At 64.8% G+C, this 25099-nt stretch carries 20 protein-coding genes; 5 read left to right on the plus strand and 15 right to left on the minus strand.

The annotated features are described in order from the left end of the window. Positions 1–12: 12 nt before the first annotated feature. Both BUA69_RS11130 and BUA69_RS11135 read right to left on the minus strand, forming a co-directional pair. Entirely contained in the window at positions 13–1503 is a 1491-nt protein-coding gene (locus tag BUA69_RS11130) for a DHA2 family efflux MFS transporter permease subunit (RefSeq protein WP_169749462.1), read from the minus strand. A gap of 10 nt (positions 1504–1513) precedes the next feature. Further along, complete coding sequence (locus BUA69_RS11135; RefSeq protein ID WP_052950711.1) at positions 1514–2122, minus strand: TetR/AcrR family transcriptional regulator; 609 nt, start codon at positions 2120–2122, stop codon at positions 1514–1516. 201 nt (positions 2123–2323) lie between these two features. On the opposite strand from BUA69_RS11135, the gene ilvA reads away from it, so the two are divergent. From ilvA to BUA69_RS11150, 3 genes are all read left to right on the plus strand, one after another. Further along, entirely contained in the window at positions 2324–3847 is a 1524-nt protein-coding gene (gene ilvA / locus BUA69_RS11140) for a threonine ammonia-lyase, biosynthetic (RefSeq protein ID WP_046136537.1), read from the plus strand. A 249-nt stretch (positions 3848–4096) separates the two neighbouring features. Next, positions 4097–5341: a hypothetical protein gene (locus BUA69_RS11145; protein WP_046136538.1), complete on the plus strand. Its 1245-nt coding sequence runs from the start codon at positions 4097–4099 to the stop codon at positions 5339–5341. 108 nt (positions 5342–5449) lie between these two features. Then, complete coding sequence (locus BUA69_RS11150; RefSeq protein WP_046136637.1) at positions 5450–6142, plus strand: pyrimidine 5'-nucleotidase; 693 nt, start codon at positions 5450–5452, stop codon at positions 6140–6142. Positions 6143–6156: 14 nt separating this feature from the next. On the opposite strand, the gene BUA69_RS11155 is transcribed toward BUA69_RS11150, so the two are convergent. After that, a complete protein-coding gene (locus BUA69_RS11155) occupies positions 6157–6531 on the minus strand; it encodes a VOC family protein (RefSeq protein ID WP_046136638.1) in 375 nt (124 codons plus the stop codon). A 167-nt stretch (positions 6532–6698) separates the two neighbouring features. Between BUA69_RS11155 and BUA69_RS11160 the strand changes: the two genes are divergently transcribed. Further along, positions 6699–8570, plus strand: a complete 1872-nt coding sequence (locus BUA69_RS11160; protein ID WP_046136539.1) for an ABC transporter ATP-binding protein — start codon at positions 6699–6701, stop codon at positions 8568–8570. A 26-nt stretch (positions 8571–8596) separates the two neighbouring features. On the opposite strand, the gene BUA69_RS11165 is transcribed toward BUA69_RS11160, so the two are convergent. From BUA69_RS11165 to BUA69_RS11210, 10 genes are all read right to left on the minus strand, one after another. Continuing rightward, the gene (locus tag BUA69_RS11165) at positions 8597–9586 is read right to left on the minus strand and encodes an MDR family oxidoreductase (RefSeq protein WP_046136540.1); all 990 of its coding nucleotides are present in this window, start codon (positions 9584–9586) and stop codon (positions 8597–8599) included. 216 nt (positions 9587–9802) lie between these two features. Further along, positions 9803–10492 carry a response regulator gene (locus BUA69_RS11170; protein WP_046136541.1) on the minus strand — a complete coding sequence of 230 codons (690 nt, stop codon included), beginning with the start codon at positions 10490–10492 and terminating at the stop codon, positions 9803–9805. Further along, entirely contained in the window at positions 10489–13164 is a 2676-nt protein-coding gene (locus BUA69_RS11175; protein ID WP_046136542.1) for a sensor histidine kinase, read from the minus strand. The genes BUA69_RS11170 and BUA69_RS11175 overlap by 4 nt, the downstream gene beginning before the upstream one ends. A gap of 1 nt (position 13165) precedes the next feature. Next, complete coding sequence (gene kdpC, locus BUA69_RS11180) at positions 13166–13726, minus strand: potassium-transporting ATPase subunit KdpC (RefSeq protein ID WP_046136543.1); 561 nt, start codon at positions 13724–13726, stop codon at positions 13166–13168. A gap of 13 nt (positions 13727–13739) precedes the next feature. Beyond that, positions 13740–15797, minus strand: coding sequence for a potassium-transporting ATPase subunit KdpB (gene kdpB, locus BUA69_RS11185; RefSeq protein ID WP_046136544.1), 2058 nt, complete (start codon positions 15795–15797; stop codon positions 13740–13742). A gap of 11 nt (positions 15798–15808) precedes the next feature. Next, positions 15809–17518 (minus strand): potassium-transporting ATPase subunit KdpA, encoded by a 1710-nt coding sequence (gene kdpA / locus BUA69_RS11190; RefSeq protein WP_046136545.1) that lies wholly within the window; start codon positions 17516–17518, stop codon positions 15809–15811. A 28-nt stretch (positions 17519–17546) separates the two neighbouring features. Continuing rightward, the gene (gene kdpF / locus BUA69_RS21550; RefSeq protein ID WP_072866540.1) at positions 17547–17633 is read right to left on the minus strand and encodes a K(+)-transporting ATPase subunit F; all 87 of its coding nucleotides are present in this window, start codon (positions 17631–17633) and stop codon (positions 17547–17549) included. Positions 17634–18102: 469 nt separating this feature from the next. Then, positions 18103–19161, minus strand: a complete 1059-nt coding sequence (locus tag BUA69_RS11200) for a D-TA family PLP-dependent enzyme (RefSeq protein ID WP_143154490.1) — start codon at positions 19159–19161, stop codon at positions 18103–18105. 1 nt (position 19162) lies between these two features. After that, positions 19163–19942, minus strand: coding sequence for an SDR family oxidoreductase (locus BUA69_RS11205; RefSeq protein ID WP_046136639.1), 780 nt, complete (start codon positions 19940–19942; stop codon positions 19163–19165). A 21-nt stretch (positions 19943–19963) separates the two neighbouring features. Then, the gene (locus BUA69_RS11210) at positions 19964–20347 is read right to left on the minus strand and encodes a RidA family protein (protein ID WP_046136547.1); all 384 of its coding nucleotides are present in this window, start codon (positions 20345–20347) and stop codon (positions 19964–19966) included. Between the two features lie 195 nt (positions 20348–20542). On the opposite strand from BUA69_RS11210, the gene BUA69_RS11215 reads away from it, so the two are divergent. Further along, entirely contained in the window at positions 20543–22003 is a 1461-nt protein-coding gene (locus BUA69_RS11215; protein WP_046136548.1) for a M81 family metallopeptidase, read from the plus strand. Between the two features lie 156 nt (positions 22004–22159). Here BUA69_RS11215 and BUA69_RS11220 read toward each other — a convergent pair whose 3' ends face one another. Continuing rightward, positions 22160–24178 carry a beta-N-acetylhexosaminidase gene (locus tag BUA69_RS11220; protein ID WP_046136549.1) on the minus strand — a complete coding sequence of 673 codons (2019 nt, stop codon included), beginning with the start codon at positions 24176–24178 and terminating at the stop codon, positions 22160–22162. 51 nt (positions 24179–24229) lie between these two features. Continuing rightward, positions 24230–25096, minus strand: coding sequence for a MurR/RpiR family transcriptional regulator (locus tag BUA69_RS11225; protein ID WP_046136550.1), 867 nt, complete (start codon positions 25094–25096; stop codon positions 24230–24232). Positions 25097–25099 lie beyond the last annotated feature (3 nt).

The following is a 25099-nucleotide window of genomic DNA, read 5'->3' on the forward strand; positions in this document are numbered from 1 at the left end:
CGGCCTTTTTGTTCAGGCTTCGACGATGACCGGCTGGGCCGGCGCGCCCTGGCGCTGACCTCCACCCTTCTTGAAGAAGGGCACCATCAGCAGCACCAGCAGGAAACTGCCCACCTGGTACCAGAGCGCGTAGCTGGCCGCCTCGGCAAACACGACATGAGGCGCATTGCCGGAGGCAAAGCCGGCCGCCACCGCGCCAAAGAACATCTGGCCAACCAGGGCAATGCCGAGCGCACCACCGACCTGCTGAAAGGCCTGCAGCGCGCCCGAGCCAGCACCGGCATCGCGATGGGGCACATTGCGCAGCACCAGCTGGAACAGCGACGAGAAGCCCAGGCCCAGGCCAATACCGGCGATCAGCAGCGGCGGCAGGAAGGTCCAGTGATCGATGCTGTCGCCAGCCCCGGCGATAATGAAATGCAGGGTGGCAATGCCGCCCGAGAGCAGGGCGCCGGCGACTGCGAGGCGGCCGCGCAGGAAATTGGAGCCCAGCTTGCCGGCGATGAAGGAGGCGATCAGCACGCCCACCGAGAAGGGCGTATTGGTGAGGCCCGATTCAAGCGGGGTGAAGCCGAAGCCCGATTGCAGCAGGATCGAGATCACCATGAAAAAGCCGGGAATGCCCGAGGCAAAGACGGTGATGACGAAGGCGCCAAACATGAAATCGCGGTTGGTGATCAGGTCGAAATTGAGCAATTGCGGCAGGCCGGCCCTGGCCCGGGCGCGGGTCCACAATCCGAAGCCAACCAGCAGCACGAGGCCGGAGGCCATCATGGCAAAGGCCCAGAGCGGCCAGCCATAGGCGCGGCCCTCGATGATGGGGAAGACGACGCAGATAATGCCGAGGCCGAACAGGGCAATGCCGACATAGTCGTTCTTGAGCGTGGCATGGCCGGGCAGGCGCGGAATGAGGAAATAGCCGGCGATGATGGCGGCAATGCCGACGGGAATGTTGACGAGGAAGATCGGCTGCCAGTCCATGCCGAACAATTGGGCCGAGATCAGCAGGCCGCCCAGAATGGGACCACAGACCGAGGCGAGGCCGGCAGAGAGGCCGAACAGCGAAAAGGCCTGGCCGCGTTCATGGGGCGGGAAGGTGACGGTGGCGATGGCCAGCACCTGCGGCGTCATCATGGCGCCGGCCAGGCCCTGGATGATCCGGGCGACGATCAGGGTTTCAATATTGGGCGAGAGGCCGCACAGCGCCGAGGCGATGGTGAAGCCGGCGACGCCCCAGAGGAACATATGGGTGCGGCCAACAATATCGCCGAGGCGGCCGAAGGGCAGCAGGCCCAGCGCAAAGGCCAGCACATAGGCGGCGACGACCCATTCGATCTGGCTATCGGTGGCGCCCAGCCCATCGCGCATCGAGGGCAGCGCGACATTGACGATGGTCACATCGATCAGGTTCATGAAATTGGCGATCAGCAGCACGAACAGCGCTGGCCAGCGGCGCGGATCGGCCATGTCGGGGCCGGCTGGCGGCATGGATGGGGAATTCATGCTGGGGTCCTTAGTCAGTCAAATTGCGGATAAAGGCACGCTCAAGTTCGGCGATGAGGGCGTCGAGCGAGGCCCGGAAGTCTGTCCAGCCGCGCCAGTGGTCACTGAGGGCGCCGGTGACGATACAGGCGGCGGCAGCGGGATCGACATTGCGGCGGAAGGAGCCATCGGCGATGCCAAGGGTGAAAATGTCGGTGAATTGCTGGCGCCAGTAATCGTAGAGCGGCAGCACGATGGCCCCGATGGCTGGATCGCGGCGGGCCCGCTCGAACAGATTGGGCAGGACGACGATCATTTCGGGTGTGTCGGTGACGGTTTCGCGGAAATCGGCAAACTCCAGGCGCAATTGCTCCAGCCCGGACTTGCCGGTGCGCGGATGACGCTGGGCCTGGGCCTGGAAATCGTCGCGGAGGCTTTCGGCCACCAGGGCGACCAGGGCTTCCTTGGTCGGGACGTGATAATGCAGCGTGGCGATATTGATGCCGACGCGCTGGGCGATGTCGCGGGTGCGCAGTCCTTCGAGGCCCTTTTCGGCAATCAGCGTCCGCGCGGCCAGGGCAATCGAGCGGCGGCGATCCTCGCCGCTTTCGCGGCGGCTGATGGTACTGATGTCGGACATGAAGACCTGCCAGTTGCGCGGTGGCGGTGTAGCGCAGGCCTGTTTCTCAATCAAGTGATTGATTGATGACAAATCGGCGATGGGCGCATGGGTGGCAGAACCGCGCAAGCGCGTGAAAGCGGTTGACGGCGCAGGCGGTTTGCAGCGATCTCAAACCGGGCCGGCGGAACCGGCAAGGGCAATGATTTCAGGATTGATCGGATGCAGGACTATGTCCGCCGCATATTGACGTCATCGGTTTATGAAGTGGCGCAGGAAACGCCGCTCGAGCCCATGAAGCTGCTGTCCGGGCGGCTGGGCGTGGATGTGCTGCTCAAGCGTGAAGATCTGCAACCGGTGTTCTCGTTCAAGATTCGCGGCGCCCATAACCGCATTGCCCAATTGACCACGGCGGAGCGGGCGCGGGGCGTGATCTGCGCCTCGGCCGGCAATCACGCACAGGGCGTGGCGCTGTCGGCGGCGCGGCTGGGTGTTCGGGCCGTGGTGGTGATGCCGACAACGACCCCGGCGATCAAGGTGGGCGCGGTGCGCCGGCTGGGCGGCGAAGTGGTGCTGCATGGCGAGGGGTTCGATGCGGCCCGCGGCCATGCGGTCGAGCTGGCCGAGCAGCATGGCTATGTCATGGTGCATCCGTTCGACGATCCCGATGTCATTGCCGGCCAGGGCACGATCGGCATGGAATTGCTGCGCCAGCATCCCGGCCCGATTGGCGCAATCTATGTGCCCGTGGGCGGCGGCGGCCTGGCAGCCGGCATTGCTGCCTTCGTCAAGTTCCTGCGCCCGGACATCAAGGTGATCGGCGTCGAGCCGGAAGAAGCCGCCAGCATGAAGGCCGCCATTGCGGCGGGCCATCCGGTGCCGCTGGACCAGGTGGGGCTGTTTGCCGATGGCGTGGCCGTGCGCCAGGTGGGAACCGAGACGTTCCGGCTATGCAGTGAATTGCTGGACGACATCGTCACGGTGTCGGCCGACGAAATCTGCGCCGCGATCAAGGACATCTTTGACGACACGCGCGCCATTGCCGAACCCGCCGGAGCGCTGGCGCTGGCCGGGCTGCGCCGGCAGGTGGAGCGCGGCGAGGTCCCGGAGGGCGCGCTGATCGCCATCAATTCGGGCGCCAATGTCAATTTCGACCGGCTGCGCTATGTGGCAGAGCGGGCCGAGATCGGCGAGCGCGCCGAAATGCTGCTGGCGGTGACCATTCCCGAACAGCCCGGCAGCTATCGCGCCTTTATCCAGCTATTGGGCAATCGATCGATCTCCGAGTTCAATTATCGCTATGCCCCCGGTGCCTCGGCGCGCATTTTTGTCGGCATCAAGCTGACCCAGGGGGAAGCGGAAAAGCAGCACATCATCACCATGCTGGAGCAGCACGGCCATGCGGTCATCGACATGACCGACAATGAAGTCGCCAAGCTGCATGTCCGCTACATGGTGGGCGGGCGCGTCGCCGATCTCGGCGATGAGCTGGTCTATCGTTTCCAGTTCCCCGAGCGGCCCGGCGCCTTGCTGCGCTTTCTCGAAGGCCTGCATGACGGCTGGAATATTTCGCTGTTCCATTACCGCAATCACGGCGCCGATTATGGCCGGGTGCTGGTGGGCATCCAGGTGCCACCCGCCGAGAGCGGCCAGTTCATCGCCCATCTTGAAGCCATCGGCTTTCCCTTCTGGGACGAAACCGACAATCCGGCCTATCGACAATTCCTTGACGCCGAAACGGTTTAGGACACGCCAGCGTCATCATTGCGTCGTTTATTGTGCCGGGATTCACTTTCGATTGAGGGTGCGGGGCAATTTGGACCCCACGCTCTTGCATTGCGAGCCTGGCCGGGCCATTTGCCAAGTCAAATGACCGGGCCATGTGCCAAGTCAAATGACCGGAGCATGTGCCAAGGCAAATGTCTGGGCCATGTGCCAGGTCAACAGTCCAACCGCCTGCCCGACACACAGATCACCATAATGCCGGAGACGACAATGAGGACCTCGAAACGCACCCGCCTGACCCTGCTGGCTGGTGTTGCCACCGCTGCGTTGATGCAGCCCGCCATGGCGCTGGACGCCCAGGCTTTCATCGACCGGGTGACCGATGTCTATGGCCAGGTCGGCTATGACTTCACCTTTGGCCCGGCCACGCTGGATGGCGACACGGTGACCGTCGATGGCGTGACCGTTGGCTTCAACAATGTACCCGAATTCGGCGAGCCGCTGACCTTTGACACCGAACTGACCTTCAATGGCGTCGTCGAGCTGCCCGATGGCGGCTATACCGCCGAGAGCCTGACCCTTCCCGACATCGACACCGAGATCGAAGCCGAGCCCAGCGGTCGCGTGACACTCAGCGATATTCTGGTTGAGGATCTGTATGTGCCCGGTGGCGACACGGTCAGCGCGCTGGCCATGCTCCAGCTGGTTGGGACGATGAGCACCGGCCCGCTGACTGTCACGCGCGACGGCGCCAAGTTCCTCAGCATCGAATCGATGCAGGCCGGCAGCAGCTTCACCCCCGAACAGGGCACCGAAGCCCTGACCGATCTCAGCTCGCAGCTCACCATCAATGGCCTGTGGCTCGACCTGTCGACAGTCAAGGAAGAGGACGCCGAGGCGGGCGCCATCATCGACGGCCTCGGCCTCAGCACGATTTCGGGCGACATCACCCAGTCGCTGAACTGGTCGATGGCCGACGGCCATCTGGTCATGGATGAATTCCTGTTCGACTTCGACGAGTTGGGTGCACTCAACCTGGTCGCTGACGTGACCGGCGTGACCCCCGCCATGCTCGACAAGCTCTATGCCATGCAGGCGCAGGCAATGGCCAGCGAGCCCGCCAGCAGCGAAGCCCAGGCCGCCCAGATGATGGCCGGCATGGAAATGCTGCAGGGCATTTCGCTGGTTGGTGCATCGGTGCGCTATGACGACGCGTCGCTGGCAGGGCGCCTGCTCGACTTCTTCGCCGAACAGCAGGGCATCGAGCGCGTCCAGTTCGTCGAGGGGCTCAAGGCCATGCTGCCGGCCATGCTGGCCGGCACTGGCGTTCCCGCGCTGAACGATCTGGTCGTGCCGCCGGTTTCGGCCTTCCTCGACGATCCGCAGAGCCTGGAAATCAAATTGCAGCCGGCGTCGCCGACCACCCTGCTGGTGCTGACAGCCGCCGCTTCCAACCCGGCCGGGCTGATCTCGGCGCTGGGCCTGGCGATCACTGCCAACACGGCAGCAGACTAGGTCTGACACAAGATATTGAGGGCGGCTCGCAATGGCGCGCCGCCCTTCCCACATCTGTTAGATGAAACCTTCAAGAATTTCTGGCATGGTCGGACCATGAATGACCTTATGCCAAAGACCAGCCGCAGCCTGTCGCATGTGACCGAATGGGTGTTCGATCTCGACAACACCCTCTATCCGCGCCAGTGCAACCTGTTCGCCCAGATCGATATCCGCATCACTCATTACGTGATGAGCCTGACGCAGCTGGATTTCACCGCAGCGCGGGCGCTGCAGAAGACCTATTACCGCGATTTCGGCACGACGCTGAACGGGCTGATGAGTCGGCACCAGGTCGATCCGGATGACTTCCTCAACACCGTCCACGCCATCGACTATTCGCCCGTAGACGCTCATCCCGACCTGGTGGCGGCGATCCGCGCCCTGCCCGGCCGCAAGTTCATCCTGACCAATGGCGATACCGGCCATGCCCGCAATGTGCTGACCCGACTGGGCGGCGACGACCTGTTCGAGCATGTCCACGACATCCGCGCCATGACCTATGTGCCCAAGCCGCACAAGGCGGCCTATGACGGTTTCTTTGCGCTGCACGGGATCGATCCGACCCGGGCGGTGATGTTTGACGACCTGGAAAAAAACCTGCTCGTGCCGCACGAGACCGGCATGGTGACCGTTCAGGTGGTGGCGGGCGAAGATTATGCCCATGAACAGGTGGACGCCTGGGAGCTGGGCCGGGCCGCCGGCCCTCATGTGCACCACGTCACCGAAGACCTGACCCAGTTCCTGCGCAGGCTGCCCTGAGGCAGGCCTGACGTCTACATGCTGTTGATATGCAGGATATTGCCGTCCGGATCCTTGAACCAGACGGCCTTGAACCCGCCGCTGGAGTGGATGCCGTCCCGGTAATCCATGCCTGTCTCGGGATAATGCTCGAAAGCGACGCCCTTGCTGCGGAGATCGGCGACGATGGCGTCGATCTCATCGCCGGCGCCCCAGACCACGGCATTGGCCTGATTGGTGCCGGCGTGATCCGACTTATAGACGACAACCACCGTGTTGCCGGTCTTGTATTGGGCGACGTTGTCATCGCCCGAGACCCGCTCGAGCCCGAGCTTGCCGCCATAGAAATCATGGGCACGGGCCAGGTCGCGAACGGCGACGATGGCGGCAGAATCCTTGTCTTTGAGCATGGAATGGTCCTCCTCGATGATGATGGGGAACGTGTCAGCGCCGTTCCGGTTCAACGACGTTCGAGCCGCGTCGATTTCGACAGGTTGCCCCGGCAAAATCACTTCATCCCCGCTCCCGGGCGAGCGGGCACCCTTCCCGGCGCCTGGCGCCCCAGCTATCATGGCCCATGACCACGACCGACACTCGCCCCCGCCCCGCCGAACCCAATGCCTCCTTTCGTGACCGCCTGAACAATCTGCGCCATCTCGGCCGGCTTGTTGCCCAGATCTGGCGCACCAGCCGCTGGCTGACCGCGGCCAGTATCGGGCTGCGGCTGGTCCGTGCCCTGCAGCCGGTGGCAACGCTGTTCGTCGCCAAGCTGATCATCGATGAAGTGGTGCGCCTGTCCGGCCAGACCGGGGGCAGCCATGACTTTGCCCAATGGTGGGCCGAGGGCAAGCTCAATACCGTCGCCATCCTGCTGGCACTGGAATTCGGGCTGGTGATTGTCAGCGACCTGCTGGCGCGGGCCACCAGCCTTGTCGATGCGGTGTTGGGAGAACTGCATTCCAACACGGTCAGCGTGGAACTGATGGCACATGCGGCGCGGCTGGACCTGCGCCATTTCGAATCGGCGGAGTATCAGGACCGGCTGGAGCGGGCGCGGCGGCAGGCTTCGGGCCGCAATGCGCTGCTCAGCCAGATGTTCGGGCAGGCGCAGGACATGATTACCGTGGTGACGCTGGCGGCGGGCCTGTTCGTGTTCGCCCCCTGGCTGGTGCTGCTGCTGCCCCTGTCCTTCGTGCCGGCCATATGGGGGGAAACCCGGTTCAATACGCTGAGCTATTATCTCAGCCGTGGCCGGACGCCCGAGCGCCGGCAGCTGGAATATATCCGCCAGATCGGCGCCAGCGCCGAGACCGCCAAGGAAATCAAGCTGTTCGGATTAAGCGCGTTCCTGGTCGAACGCTTCCGCACCCTGGCGACGACGATCTTCAAAGAAAACCGCAAGCTCTCGATCCAGCGGGCGAAATGGGGCGCGCTGTTTTCGGCCATCGCCACGCTTGCCTATTACGGGGCCTATGCCTTCATCGTCTGGCGCACCATTGCCGGGGAATTCTCCATCGGCGACCTGACGTTTCTGGCCGGATCGTTTCTGAGCCTGAATGGGCTGTTCCAGAAGATCCTGCTGGGCTTCACCCAGATTGCCGGACAATCGCTCTATCTGGACGATCTGTTCTCGTTCTTTGAAATCCAGCCGGCCATCCTGCCGCCGGCCAATCCCAAACCGTTTCCGCAGCCGATCCGCGACGGCATCGTCTTCGACAATGTGGGCTTCCGCTATCCCGAGACCGACAATTGGGCCATTCGCGGGCTGAGCTTCACCCTCAAGGCCGGGGAGACACTGGCGCTGGTCGGCGAGAACGGGGCGGGCAAGACCACGATCGTCAAGCTTCTGACCCGGCTATACGACCCCGATGAGGGGCGCATAACCGTCGATGGCACGGACCTGCGCGATATTGAGATCGAGGACATTCACGCCCATATCGGGGTGATCTTCCAGGATTTCATCCGCTATAGCCTGACCGCCGCCGAGAATATCGGGGTGGGCCGGATCGAGGATCGTGGCGACCGTATGCGCATCGAGGATGCGGCGAAAAGCAGCCTTGCCGATGCGGTCATCGAGCGGCTGCCGCTACGCTATGAGCAACCGCTCGGGCGTCTGTTCAACAAGGGACGCGACCTGTCGGGGGGCGAATGGCAGAAGGTGGCGATTGCCCGCGCCTATATGCGCGATGCCGACCTGATCATCCTCGACGAGCCGACGGCGGCGCTCGACGCCAAGGCCGAAGCCGAGGTTTTCGCGCGGTTCAAGAGCCTGGCCACGGGCAAGACGGCGGTGATCATCTCGCACCGCTTTTCGACCGTGCGCATGGCCGACCGGATCATCGTGCTGGATGGCGGCAAGATCATCGAGGCGGGCAGCCATGCCGAGCTCCTGGCGCTGCACGGGCATTATGCCGAGCTGTTCGAGCTGCAAGCCGCTGGGTATCGGTAGGACGCCTCACCCACGGGGCATGGCCATCAGCGCGGCTTCACCAGCAAGCGCCCGCGCACATTGCCGGCGATGATGTCCTTTGCGGCCGCTGGCAGGTCCTCCAGCCCGATCTCATGGACAAGGCTGCCATAGACGGCGGGGTCGAACAGCTCGACGATGCGCGACCAGGCGGCCACGCGCGTGGCGTAGGGTTGCATGACGCTGTCGATGCCGATCAGGGTGACGCCGCGCAGGATGAAGGGCAGGACATTGGTTTCGAGCCCGATGCCGCCGGCATTGCCGAGGGCAGCGACGGCGCCGCCGTAATTGACCTGCTTGAGCAGTTTGCCCAGCACCTTGCCACCAACGCTGTCGATGGCCGCGGCCCAGCGGGCGCTTTCGAGGGGCTTGTCGGGGGCGGCGAGGAATTCGTCGCGGGACATGACGGCGCTGGCGCCCAGGGCCAGCAGCGCTTCGGCATGTTGCGGACGGCCCGAGAGCGCGGTGACGTCATAGCCGAGCCGCCCCAGCATGGCGGTGGCGATGGAGCCAACGCCGCCGGCGGCGCCGGTGACCAGCACATCGCCGGCAGCGGGGGTGAGCCCGGCGGCTTCGAGCCGGTTGATCGACAGCATGGCGGTGAGCCCTGCGGTGCCGACGATCATGGCGTCGCGGGTGGAGAGGCCATCGGGGAGCGGCACCAGCCAGTCGGCATTGACGCGGGCGCGTTCGGCATAGCCGCCCCAATGGGCTTCGCCGACACGCCAGCCGGTCAATACCACGGGCTGGCCGGCGACATAGCGCGGATCGGCGCTGTCGCGGACGATGCCGGCAAAGTCGATGCCGGCGACATGGGGATAGTTGCGCACGAGACCACCGGCGCCGGTCAGCACCAGGCCATCCTTGTAGTTGAGCCCGGCCCAGTCGATGTCGACCGTGACATTGCCTTCGGGCAGGCGCGCATCGTCCAGTTGCTGGACCGATGACTGAACCACGCCCGCGGCGTCCTTGTCGGTGACCAATGCGCGAAAACTCATGGGGCTATCCTCCTCGATCTGGGGTGAACCTGCCACAGGCGCGGGGATGCGGCCAGCCTGTCATTGCGCACAATCGGGCCACTACCGCTTTGCTCCCTCTCCCTCTGGGGGAGAGGGGTGGGGTGAGAGGGTCTTAAGGCGGCAATGGAAAAGGCCCCCTCACCCGGCGCAAGGCGCCGACCTCTCCCGGAGGGAGAGGTGAGGAAGGAAAGAAGACTAGTCGGGGATCAGGCGGTAGCCGACCCCGGGTTCGTTGGTGACGAGGCGCGGCTGGGCCGGATCGGCTTCGAGCTTGGCGCGGAGCTGGCCGACCAGCACGCGCAGATATTGCACATCCTCGACATGGGCCGGACCCCAGACCTGGGCCAGCAATTGGCGATGGGTGAGAACCCGCCCGGCATTGGTGGCGAGCAGGACCAGCAGGTCATATTCCTTGGGCGTCAAATGCACCGGCTCGCCATTGCGGGCGATGCGGCGGCGGATCAGATCGATCTCGACCGGGCCGAAGCGGAACTGGGTCTCGGCGGGGGCCGAGGCGCCATCGCGATGCCGCAGGGCGGTACGGATGCGGGCCAGCAATTCGCCGATGCCGAAGGGCTTTTCGACATAGTCATCGGCGCCGCGGTCCAGCGCCTCGATCTTTTCGGTTTCGCGGTCGCGGGCCGAAAGCACGATGATCGGTACGGCGGAAAAGGCACGGATGGCGGTGATGACATCCTTGCCGTCGCCATCGGGCAGACCGAGATCGAGCACGACCAGATCGGGCGCCTGGGTGGCGGCGAGGCGCTTGGCCTCGGCGGCGGTGCCGGACTGGATGACCTCGTAATCGACCGACAGCAGAGCCGGCTTGAGGAAGCGCTGGATCTGGGGTTCGTCATCGACGACCAGGATGCGGGGACCAGTCACGAACGGGCTCCTTCGGCGAGCGGCAGACGAATGGTAAAACGGGTGCCCCGGCGGCGCATGGCGGGGCTTTCGGCCTTGAGCGTGCCGCCCATGGCCTCGACAAAGCCGCGGGCGATGGAGAGGCCCAGACCGGTGCCGGCGGCGCGATGGTCGCCTTTGGCGCGACGGTAGAACTTGTCGAAGATGGCTTCGAGTTCGCCGGGCGGGATGCCCTTGCCCTGATCGGTGACGGCGATGGTGGCCATGCCATTGTCGACGCGGACAAAGATGGTCACCGGCAAGGCGGTGCCAGCATATTTGCGGGCATTGTCCAGAAGGTTGAACAGCACCGGATCGAGCAGGGCCGGATCGGCCAGCACCGGCGGCATGGCATCGGCAATGCTGGTTTCCACCACCAGCGCCGGATCCAGCGCGCGGGCCCGTTCAACGACATTGGTGATCAATGCCAGCAGATCGACTGGGTCACGCCGGGGTTTGACCGCGCCGGATTCGATGCGGGTCATGTCGAAGAGATTGGTGACGAAGCGGTTGAGCCGCCCGGTCTCCTCCTCGATGGACATCAGCAGGTCGGCGCGGGTCTCCCCATTCATGCGATCGCCCAGCTGACGCAGCGTGGTCACGGCACCGGTGATCGAGGCCAGCGGGGTGCGCAGATCGTGCGAGAGCGAAGACAGCAGCGCGGTCTGCAGCTTTTCGCCCTCCTTTTCCAGGGCAATGCGGGCATTGTCGCGCACCAGCCGGGCCCGGTCGATGGCGATGGCCGCCTGCTCGAGAATTGCGGCAACCTGGCGGCCCTCGTCGGGGGTCAGCGGACCGCGCTCGGCATTGAGTTTCAGGCCCACCACCCCGACCAGGCGCTGCTCGGAGCGAATGGGCAGGAACAGATAGGGCACGGCCGGCAATGTTGCGGTCAAGAAGCCGGCGGGCTCACGCTTGTCATGGGCCCAGCGGGCCGCGGTCATAGCGGTTGCATCGAGGTTTTGATCAGGAGGCCAGGCGACCTGCAATTCCAGCTCCCCACCATCGAGCGAGGCCAGCAGCACGGTATCGAGGCCCAGCGTCGTCTGCAGATGCCCGGCGGTGGCGGTCAGCACGTTATCGAGTCCATAGGCAGCCGAGAGCTTGCGGGAAAAGTCGTAGAGCGCCTGCGTGTTGCGGACAGCCTGGCGCGCCCGCCCCATCTGCTCGCGCAGACGCGCCGCCAGCGAGCCAGTGACCACGGCGACGCCCACAAAAATCGCCAGCGCCAGCACTTCATGGGGCCGGGCGATGGTGAAGGTGCGGACCGGATCGATGAAGAAAAAATTGTAGGCAAGGAAGGAAAGGCCAGCAGCCAGCAGCGCCGCAAAGCGACCTCCCAGCAATGCCGAAACCAGCACCGCGACAAGGAACAGCATGGAGAGGTTCTGCAGCGCCACCAGTTGCGACAGTCCCAGCCCCAAAACCGTGATGAGGCCAGTGGCAACAAAAGGCAGGGCCAATGTCAGCGCCCATTGCGGCAGGGTGCGACGCCGCAGCCGCAATGGATTGCGCGGCGCATCGCCCTGCCCCGGCACCATATAGACGCCGATGTCGCCGGCGGCGCGCAGCAGCGCCTCGGGCAGCGAGCGGCGCGGCAAGAGGCCGGGTCGGGGGCGACCGACGACGATCTGGGTGATGTTTTCGCGCCTAGCGATGCGCAGGATTTCGGCAACGAAATCATCGACGGTGGCGCGCCGGATTTCGGCACCCAGCCGCTCGGCCAGGTGCAGGGTCGCTTCGAGCCGCGCTGCCCTGGCAGGCGGGGGGATGGGATTGCTGGCACCGCTGAGCGACAGCACGATCCAGCGCGCATTCAGCCCGACCGCAAGGCGACTGGCGGTGCGCACCACTTTTTCGGAGAGCTGATCGGGACCGACACAGACCAACAGGCGTTCGCCGGTGGTCCAGGGCCCTTCGACGGCCTGCTGGCGCCAGATATCGGCCATCTGGTCATCGACGCGATCGGCAGTGCGGCGCAGCGCCAGTTCGCGCAGGGCGGTCAGATTGGCGGGCTTGAAAAAGCCTTCGGCAGCGCGGCCGGCATTTTCGGGCAGGTAGACCTTGCCCTCCCTGAGCCGGGCGATCAGCTCGGACGGTGGCAGATCGACCAGCACCACCTCATCGGCCTTTTGCAGCACGATATCGGGCACGGTTTCGCGCACCGGCACGCCAGCAATGCGGGCAACCAGATCGGACAGGCTTTCGAGGTGCTGCACGTTGAGCGCCGTCCACACATCGATGCCGGCGGCGAGCAGCTCGGCGATATCCTGGTAGCGCTTGGGGTGGCGCGCATCGGCATCGTTGGAATGGGCCAGTTCGTCGACGATGATAATGGCTGGCTTGCGCCGGAGCGCCGCATCGAGATCGAACTCGTCATAGGTGCGCCCCGCCTGACGGCCGGCGCGGCGCGGCAGGATTTCGAGACCTTCGAGCAGCGCTGCGGTTTCGGCGCGGCCGTGGGTTTCAACCAGGCCAATGACGATTTCGACGCCCTCGGCCCGCCGCTGCCGGGCACGGGTGAGCATGGCATAGGTCTTGCCGACGCCGGGCGCGGCACCCAGAAAAATCGTCAGCTTGCCGCGGGTTTCCCGCGCGGCAAGCTCCAGAAGGGCAGCCGGATCGGGCCGCAATGTGTCGTTGTTGTCAGTCATCTCAGCTTGCTGGTGGCGCCATGGCGTCGAGTGCCAGGTTGAGCCTTAGCACATTCACTTGCGGCTCGCCGATAAGTCCCAGCACAGGGTGTTCGATGGTGGCGGCAAGGAGGGCGGCGACCTGTTCGGGCGGCAGCGCACGCGCCGTGGCAATGCGGGCGACCTGGGTCCGGGCGAAGGCGGGCGAGATATGGGGGTCCAGCCCCGAACCCGAAGTGGTGACCGCATCGGCAGGCACCGGCATGTCCAGGGCCAGCGCGGCGCTGCGTTCGACAATGGCATTGCGCAGAGCCATCGATGTCGGGCCGAGATTGCTGGCTCCGGAGCTGGCGGCGTTGTAGTCGGCCGCCGAGGGGCGCGGATGGAAATAGCCGGCGCCAGCGAAGTTCTGTCCGATCAGCGATGAGCCAATCAGCACGCCATCGCGCTCGATGCGGCTGCCATTGGCCTGGGCGGGAAATGCCGCCTGGCCGATGCCGGTGATGGCCAGCGGATAGGCCAGCCCCAGCAGCAGGGTGAACAGGAGCATGAGCACGATGGCGGGACGAAGTTGAGCGAGCATGATGGTGCCTTCCCTAAATCAGGTTGAGGGCGGAAACCGCCATATCGACAAGCTTGATGCCCACGAACGGCGCGATCAGCCCGCCGAGGCCATAGACCAGCAGGTTGCGGCGCAGCAGGGCGGCGGCGCCCACCGGGCGGTATTTGACACCGCGCAGGGCCAGCGGGATCAACACCACGATAATCAGCGCATTGAAGATCACCGCCGACAGGATCGCCGATTGCGGCGAGGCCAGGCCCATGACGTTGAGCACGCCAAGTTCGGGATAGGTGGCCAGGAACAGCGCCGGGATGATGGCGAAATATTTGGCGACGTCATTGGCGATGGAGAAAGTGGTGAGCGAGCCGCGCGTCATCAGGATCTGCTTGCCGATCTCGACGATCTCGATGAGCTTGGTGGGGCTGGAATCCAGATCCACCATATTGCCGGCTTCGCGCGCCGCCTGGGTGCCCGATTGCATGGCGACGCCGACATCGGCCTGGGCCAAAGCCGGGGCGTCATTGGTGCCGTCGCCGCACATGGCGATGAGGCGGCCACCGGTCTGTTCGCGGCGGATGAAATCGAGCTTCTGCTCGGGCGTGGCTTCGGCGAGGAAATCATCGACGCCGGCTTCCGAGGCGATGGCGGCGGCGGTGACGGGATTGTCGCCGGTGACCATCACCGTCCTGATACCCATGGCGCGCAGGGCCGCGAAGCGCTCCTTGATGCCGGGCTTGACCACATCCTTGAGGTGGATGACGCCGAGCAGGCGCCCGCTATCGGCGACGCCGAGAGGCGTGCCGCCACTGCGCGCGACCTTGTCGACGGCGGCGAGGAATTCGCGTGGGGCGGTGTCGCGGCTGATGCCGGCAAAGGCCAGCACCGCATCGATGGCGCCCTTGCGGATCTGGCGGCCCTCGATATCGATGCCCGAAATCCGGGTCGTTGCCGAGAACGGAATGGTGGTGGTGCCATTGCCGACGATGCGCGGTTCGGTGAGGCCGAAATCGGCCTTGGCCAGCGCCACGATCGAGCGGCCTTCGGCGGTTTCGTCGGCGAGACTGGCCAGCAGCACGGCTTCGGCGAGGGAGACTTCGCTGACGCCGTCGACCGGCAGGAATTCGCTGGCCATGCGATTGCCGAAGGTGATGGTGCCGGTCTTGTCGAGCAGGAGGGTATCGACATCACCGGCGGCTTCCACCGCGCGGCCGGAGGTGGCGATGACATTGAAGCGGATCAACCGATCCATGCCGGCAATGCCGATGGCCGAGAGCAGCCCGCCAATGGTGGTGGGGATCAGGGTGACCAGCAAAGCGGCCAGGACCGCCAGAGACAGATCGCTGCCCGAATAGAGCGCCAGGCCATAAAGGCTGACCACGGCAATCAGGAAGATCAGCGTGAGGCCCGAGAGCAGGATCGACAGCGCGATCTCATTGGGGGTCTTCTGGCGCTTGGCGCCTTCGATCAGCCCGATCATGCGATCGACAAAGCTTTCGCCGGGCTTGGTGGTGATGCGGATGCGCAGCCAGTCGGAGATTACCTCGGTGCCGCCAGTGACGGCCGAACGGTCGCCGCCGCTTTCGCGGATCACCGGGGCGGACTCCCCGGTAATGGCGCTTTCATTGACCGAGGCCAGGCCAGCGACGACCTCGCCGTCGCCGGGGATCAGGTCCCCGGTTTCGACCAGCACGATATCGCCGACCCTGAGGCTGGCGGCCGGCACGATCTCGCAGCCATTATTGCCCGGCTGGCCGGGAAACAGCAGCTTCTTGGCGATGAGGTCGGCCTTGCCGCGCTTGAGGCTTTCGGCCTGGGCCTTGCCGCGCCCTTCGGCGACGGCTTCGGCGAAGTTGGCGAACAGCACGGTGAACCAGAGCCAGGCGGCGATCTGGCCGGAAAAGGCCGGTGCGCCGGTGCCGCCGCTCATTTCCAGCAGCCAGAGCAGCGTGACGAAGGCCGCCACCACTTCGGTGACGAAGATCACCGGATTGCGCACCAGTTGGCGCGGATCGAGCTTGACCAGCGCATCGCGCAGCGCCGGGAACAGGATCGCCGGGGCGAGCACTGAGGGCGAGAGGGTTTTGGACGACATGATTGCGTCTCCTAGAAGGTCTGGCCGGCGAGCATCAGCACATGCTCGAGGATGGGGCCGAGGGCGAGCGCCGGGAAGAATTGCAGGCCGCCCAGAATGAGGATGATGCCAATGAGCAGGCCGACAAACAGCGGGCCATGGGTGGGGAAGGTGCCGCTCGACGGCGCCACTCTGGGCTTGGTTGCCAGGGCCCCGGCAATGGCCAGCACCGGCACGATATAGGCGAAGCGCCCGGCCAGCATGGCCAGCCCCAGCGTGGTATTGTACCAGGGCGAATTGGCCGAGAGCCCGCCAAAGGCCGAGCCGTTATTGGCCGCCGCCGAGGTATAGGCATAAAGGATTTCGCTGAGGCCATGGGGACCGGCACTGGCGAGGCCGGCGAGCCCGGCGGGCAGCATGGCGGCGACCGAGGAGAAGCCGAGAATGGCCGTCGGCAGCAACAGCACGGCCAGCATGGCCAGCTTGATTTCGCGCGCCTCGATCTTCTTGCCCAGCAGTTCGGGCGTGCGGCCAACCATCAGCCCGGCGATGAACACGGCGAGGATCGAGAACACCAGCATGGCATAAAGACCCGAGCCAACGCCGCCGGGGAGGATCTCGCCCAGCTGCATCAGGAACATCGGCACCAGCCCGCCCAGGGGGGTAAGGGAGGACATCATGGCATTGACGCCGCCATTGGATATGCCGGTGGTGACGCCGGCATAGAGCGCGGTCATGGCCTGGCCGAAGCGGACTTCCTTGCCTTCCATATTGCCCAAAGCCGGATCGACGCCGAGCGCGAGATGGATCGGATTACCCGCGGTTTCGGCCCAATAGACGATGCCGATACCAGTGACGAGCAGGATGGCCATGGCACTGAGCAGGGCCCAGGCCTGACGGCGGCTGCCGACGATCTGGCCGAAGGCGTAAACCAAAGCAGCCGATATCGACAGCATCGAGAAGATGTTGAGGTAATTGCTGAAGGCGTTGGGGTTTTCAAACGGATGGGCGGCATTGACGTTGAAGAAGCCGCCGCCATTGGTGCCCAATTGCTTGATGGCTTCCTGGCTGGCAACCGGGCCGAGCGCGATGGTCTGGCTGGCGCCTTCGAGCGTGGTTGCCGCCATGGCGCCATCAAGCGTCTGCGGCAGGCCGAGGGCGACGAATGCCAGGGCCACGATGATGGCCATGGGCAGCAGCACGTAGAGGGTAGCGCGGGTCAGATCGACCCAGAAATTGCCGAGTTCCTTGACGCCGGAGCGGGCGAAGGCGCGGGTGACGGCGATGGCCACGGCGATGCCGGTGGCACCGGACACGAAGTTCTGCACGGTCAGGCCGGCCATCTGGCTGAAATGGCTCATGGTGGTTTCGCCGCCATAGGCCTGCCAATTGGTATTGGTGACGAAGCTGGCCGCCGTATTGAAGGCCAGGTCGGGCGCGAGGGCGCCAAAGCCCTGTGGATTGAACGGCAAATAGGCCTGCAGGCGCAGCATGGCATAGAGCAGCAGGAAACCGGCGAGGCTGAAGGCCAGCACGCCGATCGCATAGGCGAACCAGCCCTGTTCGCGGCGCGGATCGACGCCCGCCAGACGATAAAAGCCCGTCTCGACTGGCGCGAGAACGGGAGAAAGAGGCGTGCGGTCACCAGCGAACACGCGGGCCATGTAGAGGCCAAGCGGTTTGATGATAACGAGCACGGCCAGCAGAACCGCAGCGATCTGCAGCCAGCCTTGCCAGGTCATGAAAGGTCTCCTTGGGAGAAATTGAGGATTAGAAGCGCTCGGGCGCCAAAAGGGTCACGACGAGGTAGGCCGCCAGGCCCAGCGCAACGAGCAGACCGGTAACGAGGATGACCATGGCGGATCAAACCTTGCCGAGGCCGCGCGCGTAGAGCGCCAGACCGACAAAGGTGACAACAGCGATGGCAATGAAGACGAGATCGAGCATGCGAGCCTCCAGAATTGGACGCTCACAGCATCGCGCCGCCGTCCCTCAGGGTGCGATGCGAATTGTGGGGCTGGGGCATAAGGAAGGCATAAGGAAGGGGGGCCACGGCTATGGGGCAGCAACCGCAGTCACCGCGCCATCAGCGAGCGTCTCCTCCCCCTTGGGGGGAGGGGCAGGGTGGGGGTGCTGGGGCTTGAGCGAATATCGCGTTTGGGGCGGGCGCGGCACCCCCACCCCCCCCCCCCCCCCCCCCCCCCCCCCCCCGGGGGGGGGGTGCTGGGGCTTGAGCGAATATCGCGTTGGGGGCGGGCGCGGCCCCCCCCCCCCCGGCCCCTCCCCTCAAGGGGGAGGGGAGCCAGTTCTGTGCTTATGCGCGGCCTCAGTCGACCCGGCCGCGGGCGCCGACGGGGACGGTTTCGACGACTGCGTCGCCCGAAATCAGGGTCACGGTATCGAACAGGTTGCTGACGACGCAGGCGTGGTTGGGGATGATGCGAAGCTTGTCGCCGATGGCCGGCCTGGTGGCGCAATTGGTGAGGTCGATGGTGCCGTGTTCCTCGGAGAGGCCGGTGATGACAGCGCCGGGATAGGCTTCGATCAGGCCGAAGCCGTCCATGCCGAGGAGATCGCTGGTCAGCGCCTTGGAGCCGGCGTCGATGATAGCCCGGTTTTCGGTGGGGCGGCTGACCACGGTGGCGAGGACGGTCAGGGCGCAATCGGCGAAGCTGCCGACGCCTTTGGCGACCTGGAAGCGGTCGAGATAGATATAGGTGCCGGGGCGGTGTTCGGTGGCGGCGGTGACTTCATGGGCGCGCCAGACATCGGGCGTGCCGCCATTGGAGACGATGGCGGGCGGCAGGCCGGCATCGGTGAGGACGCGCCTGGCTTCGGCGAGCCAGGCGGCATTGGCCTCGACCTGCCCGGCAGCCGGATAGGTCATCAAGCCGCCAAAGGCGAGGCCGGGCGCAGCGTCGATCATCTGCGCCAAAGCCAGGGCGGCGGCCGGCGACTGCACGCCGCAGCGGCCCATGCCGGTATCGCATTCGACCAGCACGCGTAGCGGCTCCAGTGCATCGATGAAGGCGGAGGACAGACCCAGCACCGTCTCTTCGCTATCGGCGGTGACAGCGATGCGCACCCGATTGGCCAGCGCCCGCAGACGCTCCAGCTTGGCGAGCCCGATGATGTTGTAAGGCAGGAAGATGTCGCGGATCCCCGCATCGGCCATCACCTCGGCCTCGCCGAGCTTCTGCACGGTAATGCCGACGGCGCCCAGATCGATGGCCTGCTGGGCAAAGCGCGGCAGCTTGTGGGTCTTGATATGCGGCCGCAGGGCGAGGCCATGGCTATCGGCATAGTCCTGCACGCGGCGAAGATTGGCATCGACCCGGTCGATATCGATCAGAACGGCGGGGGTATCGATATCGATAATGCTCATGTCAGGCATTTCCCTTGAGGACTTCATTGACGAAACGCAGGTTCCCGGCGGTCAGCCCGGCATCGACCGGCAGCACCGTGCCGGTGATCCCCGAGGCGGCAGGGGAGCAAAAGAATACGGCAGCATTGGCGACTTCCATCGGCAGGACCATGCGGCCCAATGGATAATGCGGCAGCACATTATCGAGCAGGCTCGGGTCGGCCTCAAGGCGATGGTCCCAGGCCGGCGTGCGGACCGAGCCGGGGCAGATGACATTGGCGCGGACGCCCTGACCGCCGCGCTCGATGGCGATGGCCTTGGCATAGGCGACAAGCCCCGCCTTGGCGGCGGAATAGGCCGGGTTGCCATAATGAGCGATGGCATTGACCGAGGAGATGAAGACGAGGCTGCCCGAGCCGCGGTCAGCCATGGCAGCAACGATCGGATCGGTCATGGCATAGGCGCCATTGAGGTTGATCGCCAGTTCGGACGCCCAGATCTCGTCATCGAGATGCTCAAGCACCTCGGCGCGGGTGAAGCCGGCATTGGAGACCACCGCATCGGGCGTGCCCGCCTCGGCGAGGTAGCGGGTGATGGCGGCGCGGGTGCCCCTGGGATCGGCCTGATCGAACAATACCTGATGGGTCAGACCCATTCCATCGAGCATGCCGGCTTCGCGGTCGGCGCCGGCGACAAGCGCGCCGGCGGCCTGGAAGGCGGCGACCAGCGAACGGCCAATGCCACCGCCGGCGCCCGAGATCAACACCGTCTTGCCATCAAGGCGGAAGGGAGAAGAGGTCATGCCGGTCACCCGCTTTTCGAGTTATGGAGCCTTATAGGCGACGCATTCGATCTCGACCTTGCAGTCGACCATCATGTGGCTTTGCACGCAGGCGCGGGCTGGCGGGTGTTCGCCGAAATAGCTCTTGTAGACGCCGTTGAAGCTCCAGAAATCGCGTGGATCATCGAGCCAGACGCCACAGCGCACGACATGTTCGAGCCCGTAGCCAGCCTCGTTGAGGATGGCGATGAGGTTCTGGATGGTCAGATGGGTTTCCTCGACAATGCCGCCGCGGACGATCTCCCCGTCCTTCATGGCCACCTGGCCGGAAACGAACAGGAAGCCGCCAGCTTCCACGGCGCGGGCGAAGGGCAGGTTCTGGCCACCAGCACCCGACTTTTCAGCACCATAACGTTTGATCGACATCGCTTGCTCCAAGTTTTCTGTAAGTGAATTTCGCTATTTGGCAGCCTATCCCGTCGCAACGGCGATTTCTGCGACCAAAAGCGCGGTTTTGTGTAAATTTCTTACGTGATCAACACCGCCAGCCTGTGCTAGCGTGATTGCCACGGCGCAGTGTCTGCGTCGCCTGTCCCGACCCCAGCTTCTTGCGAGTTCATTGTGCGCCTCTTTACTGCTGCCTTGGCAACGGAAACCAATACCTTTTCGCCCATCTGCATCGACAAGCGCGCCTTTGAAGCCTCGCTCTATGCGAAGCCGGGCCAGCATCCGGCAACGCCGACATTGTGCACCGCGCCGATCACGGTGGGCCGCGAGGTCTGCGCCCGGGAAGGCTGGACGCTGATCGAGGGCAGCGCCAGCTGGGCCGACCCGGCCGGGCTGATCAACCGCGACACCTATGAATTCCTGCGCGACGAAATTCTCGACCAGCTGCGCGCAGCCCTGCCCGTCGACGGCGTGGTGATGGGGCTGCATGGCGCCATGGTCGCGGCGGGCTATGACGATCCGGAAGGGGATCTGCTGACGCGGATGCGCGAGATCGTCGGACCGGACGTACTGATCTGTGCCGAGCTCGATCCGCATAGCCACCTGACCGCCAAGCGCGTGGCGGCGACCAACTTCCTTGTCGCCTTCAAGGAGTTTCCCCATATCGACTTTGTCGACCGGGCCCGCGACCTCTGGGCCATCGTGGTGCGCACGCTCAAGGGCGAGATCAAGCCGGTGATGTCGGTGTTCGACCCGCAGATGATCGATGTGTTCCCGACCTCCAAGCAACCGATGCGCGGCTTTGTCGACCAGCTGCTGGCGCTGGAGGCCAGCGATCCGGAAATCCTGTCGCTGTCGGTGATCCATGGTTTCATGGCCGCCGACGTGCCCGAAATGGGGACCAAGATCATCGCCATCACCGATGGCAATGCGGCCAAGGGCGCGGCGCTGGCGGAAAAGCTCGGGCGTGAACTCTATGACATGCGCGGCACCTTCATGGTCAAGCAGATCGACGAAGTGGCTGCGGTCACCCAGGCGCTGGCGGCGCCCCGGGGACCGGTGGTGATTGCCGATGTGTGGGACAATCCGGGCGGCGGCACGGCGGGCGATGCCACGGTGCTGCTGGCCGAGCTGATCGGCAGGGGCGCGACCGATGTCGCGGTGGGCACCATCTGGGACCCGATCGCGGTGCAGATCTGCTTTGCCGCCGGGGAAGGCGCCGAGATCCCGCTGCGCTTTGGGGCCAAATCGGCCCCCGATACCGGCAATCCGATCGACAAGCGAGTCAAGATCATCAAGCTGGTGGCCAATGCCGAGATGAAGTTCGGCGAGAGCTTTGCCCCGTTCGGCGATGCGGTCTGGATCCAGTTCGACGGGATCGACGTGATCCTCAATTCGACCCGGGCACAGAGCTTTGACCCCAGCCTGTTCTCGGTGATGGGAATCGACCCGACGAAGCGGAAGATCCTTTTGATCAAGTCGACCAACCATTTCTATGATTCCTTCGCCCGGATCGCTGCCGAGATCATCTATTGCTCGGCCGGACGGCCCTATCCAAACACGCCAGCGACGACGAACTACCGCAAGGCGCGGCGGACGATCTGGCCGATGGTCGCCGATCCGCTGGGCGCTTAAGGCTCTCACCAGATCCGCAGCACACACGATGTCACCCCGGCGCAAGCCGGGGCCCAGTCTTGTGCGGTCAGCTAAAGTCCAGTAACCGGATCCCGGCTGGCGCCGGGATGACGGCGTCTGGTGGGGATGAGACGGGCGGGCCCGCCTCGATCAGTCCTACGCCTCGGCCCAGTGGCCATACATGATCGGCATCAGGCCAACCAAGGCGCTGAAACGCTGCCAGGACTTGCGCTCCGGCAGGGTCCAGCCGGCTTCGGCGACGGCAGAAATGCGCGGGAACACCAGGCGATCGAAGATCGCGCGGTCGGTCATCGATTCCGACCAGATGCAGGACTGCACGCCCAGCAGATGCTTGAGCTGCTCTTCGGTCCAGCCTTCGCGGGCCTCGAACTCATAGGTTTCCTGAGGGCCCGACCAGCCGGCCCAACCAGCGCCCGGTTCGGACCAGGCAACACCATTTGCCATGTCGAGATAATAGCGCTGGCCGGGCGAGGCGACGATGTCATAGCCCTGGCTGGCGAGCGCGGCGTTGATCTCCACATTGCGCCAGCCGACCAGATAGGTCTTGGACTGGTCAACGACATTGCCATGCGCCGCCTCTTCCCAGCCGCCGGTGATGGCGCCCTTGGAAGCGATGTATTCGTGCACGCGCTTGATGAGCTGCGCCTGCAGGATCGCGGTGGGCGAGCCTTCGATCTCGTCGGCGCCATTGTGATTGCCGAGCTGGTTGAGCTGGCCCTCATGTTTCTTGCGCATGGCGGGACCGGCAAGCTTTTCGAGCATATCGAGCGCCAGCGGCGAGCCCGACCAGGCGGCCAGCGGCACTTCATCGGCACCGAGGTGGAAAATATTGCCCGGGAACAGTTCGAGCAACTGATCGATCACCGCCTCGATGAAGGTATAGACCGGCTCATAAGCCGGGTTGAGGCAGTTATTGGGGAAGCCCTGCACCGACTGGTATTCGCCGACCTCATTGGGATCGCGCAGCTGCGGCAGCGATTGCAGCAGGGCATAGCAATGGCCGGGAATGTCGATCTCGGGGACGATCTGGATACCCAGGCTCTGGCCGAGGGCGACGATTTCGCGGACCGCCGCCTTGGTGTAATAGCCGCCGGTCGGGTGCGGGCCGCTGCCCAGCAAAGGCGGCAAGGCCTTGCCATGGCCGCGCCAGGCGCCGATTTCGGTCAGTTCGGGATAGCCGTCGATTTCGAGGCGCCAGCCCTCGTCTTCACTGAGGTGCCAGTGGAAGCGGTTCATCTTGTTCCAGGCGAGCAGCTTGAGCAGGCGGCTGACTTCGGCGGTCGTATAGAACTGGCGGGCGACATCGAGATGGGTGCCGCGCCAGACCAGGCCCGGCTCGTCGGCAATGGTGCCACCGCTCGGAAAGATCAATGTAGCGGGGTGCTGCTTGGCGCCGCGCAGGATCTGGCCGAGCGTGACCAGGCCATAGAGAAAGCCGGTCTGGGTGGTGGCCTTGACGGTGACCAGCGCTTCGCCAAAGGCGATTTCATAGGCCTCGGCGCCCAGGCCCTCCGTGGGAACCAGCTGCACCGGCATGCCCCCTTCGGCAGCGGGGCGGACCAGCGCCTCGACCGGGAAGAGATCGGCGACAAGGGTGGTGAAAGCGGCGGCGGCCTTGCCCGCGGCTTCGCCCTGGGGCTGCAGGTCAAGCCCGGCCGGGACCGTGCGGGCGCCGGTGGTGGCAACCGATTTCGGCCAGGGAATGATCGACACCGGCACCGGCGCCTTGGCCGGCATGGGGAAACGGGCCGCGCCCTTGAGCAATGGCGCATTGCCGCCAACGGCCTGGGTCGGCGCCGTGATGACCGGCAGGATGGCGCCATCGGCCAGCGTCACATAGGCGCTATTGGCGCCGTCGCTCCAATGGCGCAGGCCCCAGGACAGGCCGCGCACATTGACGGTCCAGGTCATGCCGGGGGCCAGCACCAGGCCGGATGGCGGCGCCAGCTGGGCATGGTTGGACAGGCGCTTGACCAGTGCGCCGCCTTCGACCGTAGCGTGCGGATCGATGCGGGCCGGGCCGGAAATGGCCAGGGTGAAATCGGCAACCGGCTCGGATCCCGCATTGGTCAGCTTGATGACATAGGCCAGCGGCTCACTGGCAGTTGCCGGAGTCCACAGCGTTTCAAGGTGCAAGGCAGGGCCGCTGGTCATAGTTCATTCCTGGATGGATTGGGGCTCTTGGAGCCGACTAGGGTAAGGAGATCAGTCCCCGAGGGGCTGGGCGTCGTCGCCATCGCGATTGACGACGAGCTGATGCTTGATGCGCCGCATGCTGGCGACCGCGGTCGAGCCGAGACGGGTGGCCACGGTCTGGGAGAGGATGTCGACAATGGCCAGAAAGGCGTAACGCCCAGGTGTTGGGCGCAGGATATCGGTGTCCTCGCGCCGGTCGAATGGCAGCAGGATATCGGCCTGCTCGGACATGTGCGAACCCGAGCGGGTGATGACGATGCGCGGCATGCCATACTCGCCGGCCACCGCCAATGCCCTGACCAGCGGCAGGTTATTGCCGGTCAGCGAGAAGGCGATGATGGCGGTGCCAGGAGGAGAGCCGGCGGCCCGCATCATCTGGGACTGGTGATCGATCGAGGAGGAGACCTTGAGGCCGAGCCGGAACAGGCGAGTCTCGGTTTCGGTCGCCACCATGGAGGAGGAACCGCCCGAGCCGAACGCGACGATGAAATTGGCTTTGACCAGGGTCTCGGCGGCCCGCTCGATGGCGTCGAAATCCAGGTGATCGAAGGTGTCGTAGATGGTGGACTGGATGCCGTTGACCACGCCCTGGGCGATTTCCCTGACGCTTTTGGGGCCGGTGGCGGGAGCGAAATAGCGCTGCCCGACGAAACGGGACTGCGCCAGGCGCACCTTGAAGTCAGCGTAGCTGTCGCAACCAAGGCGGCGACAGAAGCGGGTGACGGTGGGCGGGGACACATCGGCCTGCGCCGCCAGATCGACGATCGACAGTTTCAGCACGCTGTCGACGTCGGCAAGCACGATCTCGGTCAGCACGCGCTCGGAACGCGTGAACTCGTCTTTCTCGGTCTGCAGCAGGCCTACGATATCGAGCATGGC

It is taken from the genome of Devosia limi DSM 17137, from assembly GCF_900128975.1.
GTDB lineage: Bacteria > Pseudomonadota > Alphaproteobacteria > Rhizobiales > Devosiaceae > Devosia > Devosia limi.

What these genes read in the sequence shown, in the direction of transcription:
- BUA69_RS11225 (WP_046136550.1), bottom strand. Translation starts at nt 25,096, where the DNA reads ATGCTCGATATCGTAGGCCTGCTGCAGACCGAGAAAGACGAGTTCACG.
- BUA69_RS11150 (WP_046136637.1), top strand. Translation starts at nt 5,450, where the DNA reads ATGCCAAAGACCAGCCGCAGCCTGTCGCATGTGACCGAATGGGTGTTC.
- BUA69_RS11210 (WP_046136547.1), bottom strand. Translation starts at nt 20,347, where the DNA reads ATGTCGATCAAACGTTATGGTGCTGAAAAGTCGGGTGCTGGTGGCCAG.
- BUA69_RS11135 (WP_052950711.1), bottom strand. Translation starts at nt 2,122, where the DNA reads ATGTCCGACATCAGTACCATCAGCCGCCGCGAAAGCGGCGAGGATCGC.
- BUA69_RS11145 (WP_046136538.1), top strand. Translation starts at nt 4,097, where the DNA reads ATGAGGACCTCGAAACGCACCCGCCTGACCCTGCTGGCTGGTGTTGCC.
- kdpF (WP_072866540.1), bottom strand. Translation starts at nt 17,633, where the DNA reads ATGGTCATCCTCGTTACCGGTCTGCTCGTTGCGCTGGGCCTGGCGGCC.
- kdpB (WP_046136544.1), bottom strand. Translation starts at nt 15,797, where the DNA reads ATGTCGTCCAAAACCCTCTCGCCCTCAGTGCTCGCCCCGGCGATCCTG.
- BUA69_RS11220 (WP_046136549.1), bottom strand. Translation starts at nt 24,178, where the DNA reads ATGACCAGCGGCCCTGCCTTGCACCTTGAAACGCTGTGGACTCCGGCA.
- BUA69_RS11205 (WP_046136639.1), bottom strand. Translation starts at nt 19,942, where the DNA reads ATGACCTCTTCTCCCTTCCGCCTTGATGGCAAGACGGTGTTGATCTCG.
- kdpC (WP_046136543.1), bottom strand. Translation starts at nt 13,726, where the DNA reads ATGCTCGCTCAACTTCGTCCCGCCATCGTGCTCATGCTCCTGTTCACC.
- BUA69_RS11175 (WP_046136542.1), bottom strand. Translation starts at nt 13,164, where the DNA reads ATGACTGACAACAACGACACATTGCGGCCCGATCCGGCTGCCCTTCTG.
- BUA69_RS11155 (WP_046136638.1), bottom strand. Translation starts at nt 6,531, where the DNA reads ATGCTCAAAGACAAGGATTCTGCCGCCATCGTCGCCGTTCGCGACCTG.
- BUA69_RS11130 (WP_169749462.1), bottom strand. Translation starts at nt 1,503, where the DNA reads ATGAATTCCCCATCCATGCCGCCAGCCGGCCCCGACATGGCCGATCCG.
- ilvA (WP_046136537.1), top strand. Translation starts at nt 2,324, where the DNA reads ATGCAGGACTATGTCCGCCGCATATTGACGTCATCGGTTTATGAAGTG.
- BUA69_RS11160 (WP_046136539.1), top strand. Translation starts at nt 6,699, where the DNA reads ATGACCACGACCGACACTCGCCCCCGCCCCGCCGAACCCAATGCCTCC.
- BUA69_RS11200 (WP_143154490.1), bottom strand. Translation starts at nt 19,161, where the DNA reads ATGAGCATTATCGATATCGATACCCCCGCCGTTCTGATCGATATCGAC.
- BUA69_RS11165 (WP_046136540.1), bottom strand. Translation starts at nt 9,586, where the DNA reads ATGAGTTTTCGCGCATTGGTCACCGACAAGGACGCCGCGGGCGTGGTT.
- kdpA (WP_046136545.1), bottom strand. Translation starts at nt 17,518, where the DNA reads ATGACCTGGCAAGGCTGGCTGCAGATCGCTGCGGTTCTGCTGGCCGTG.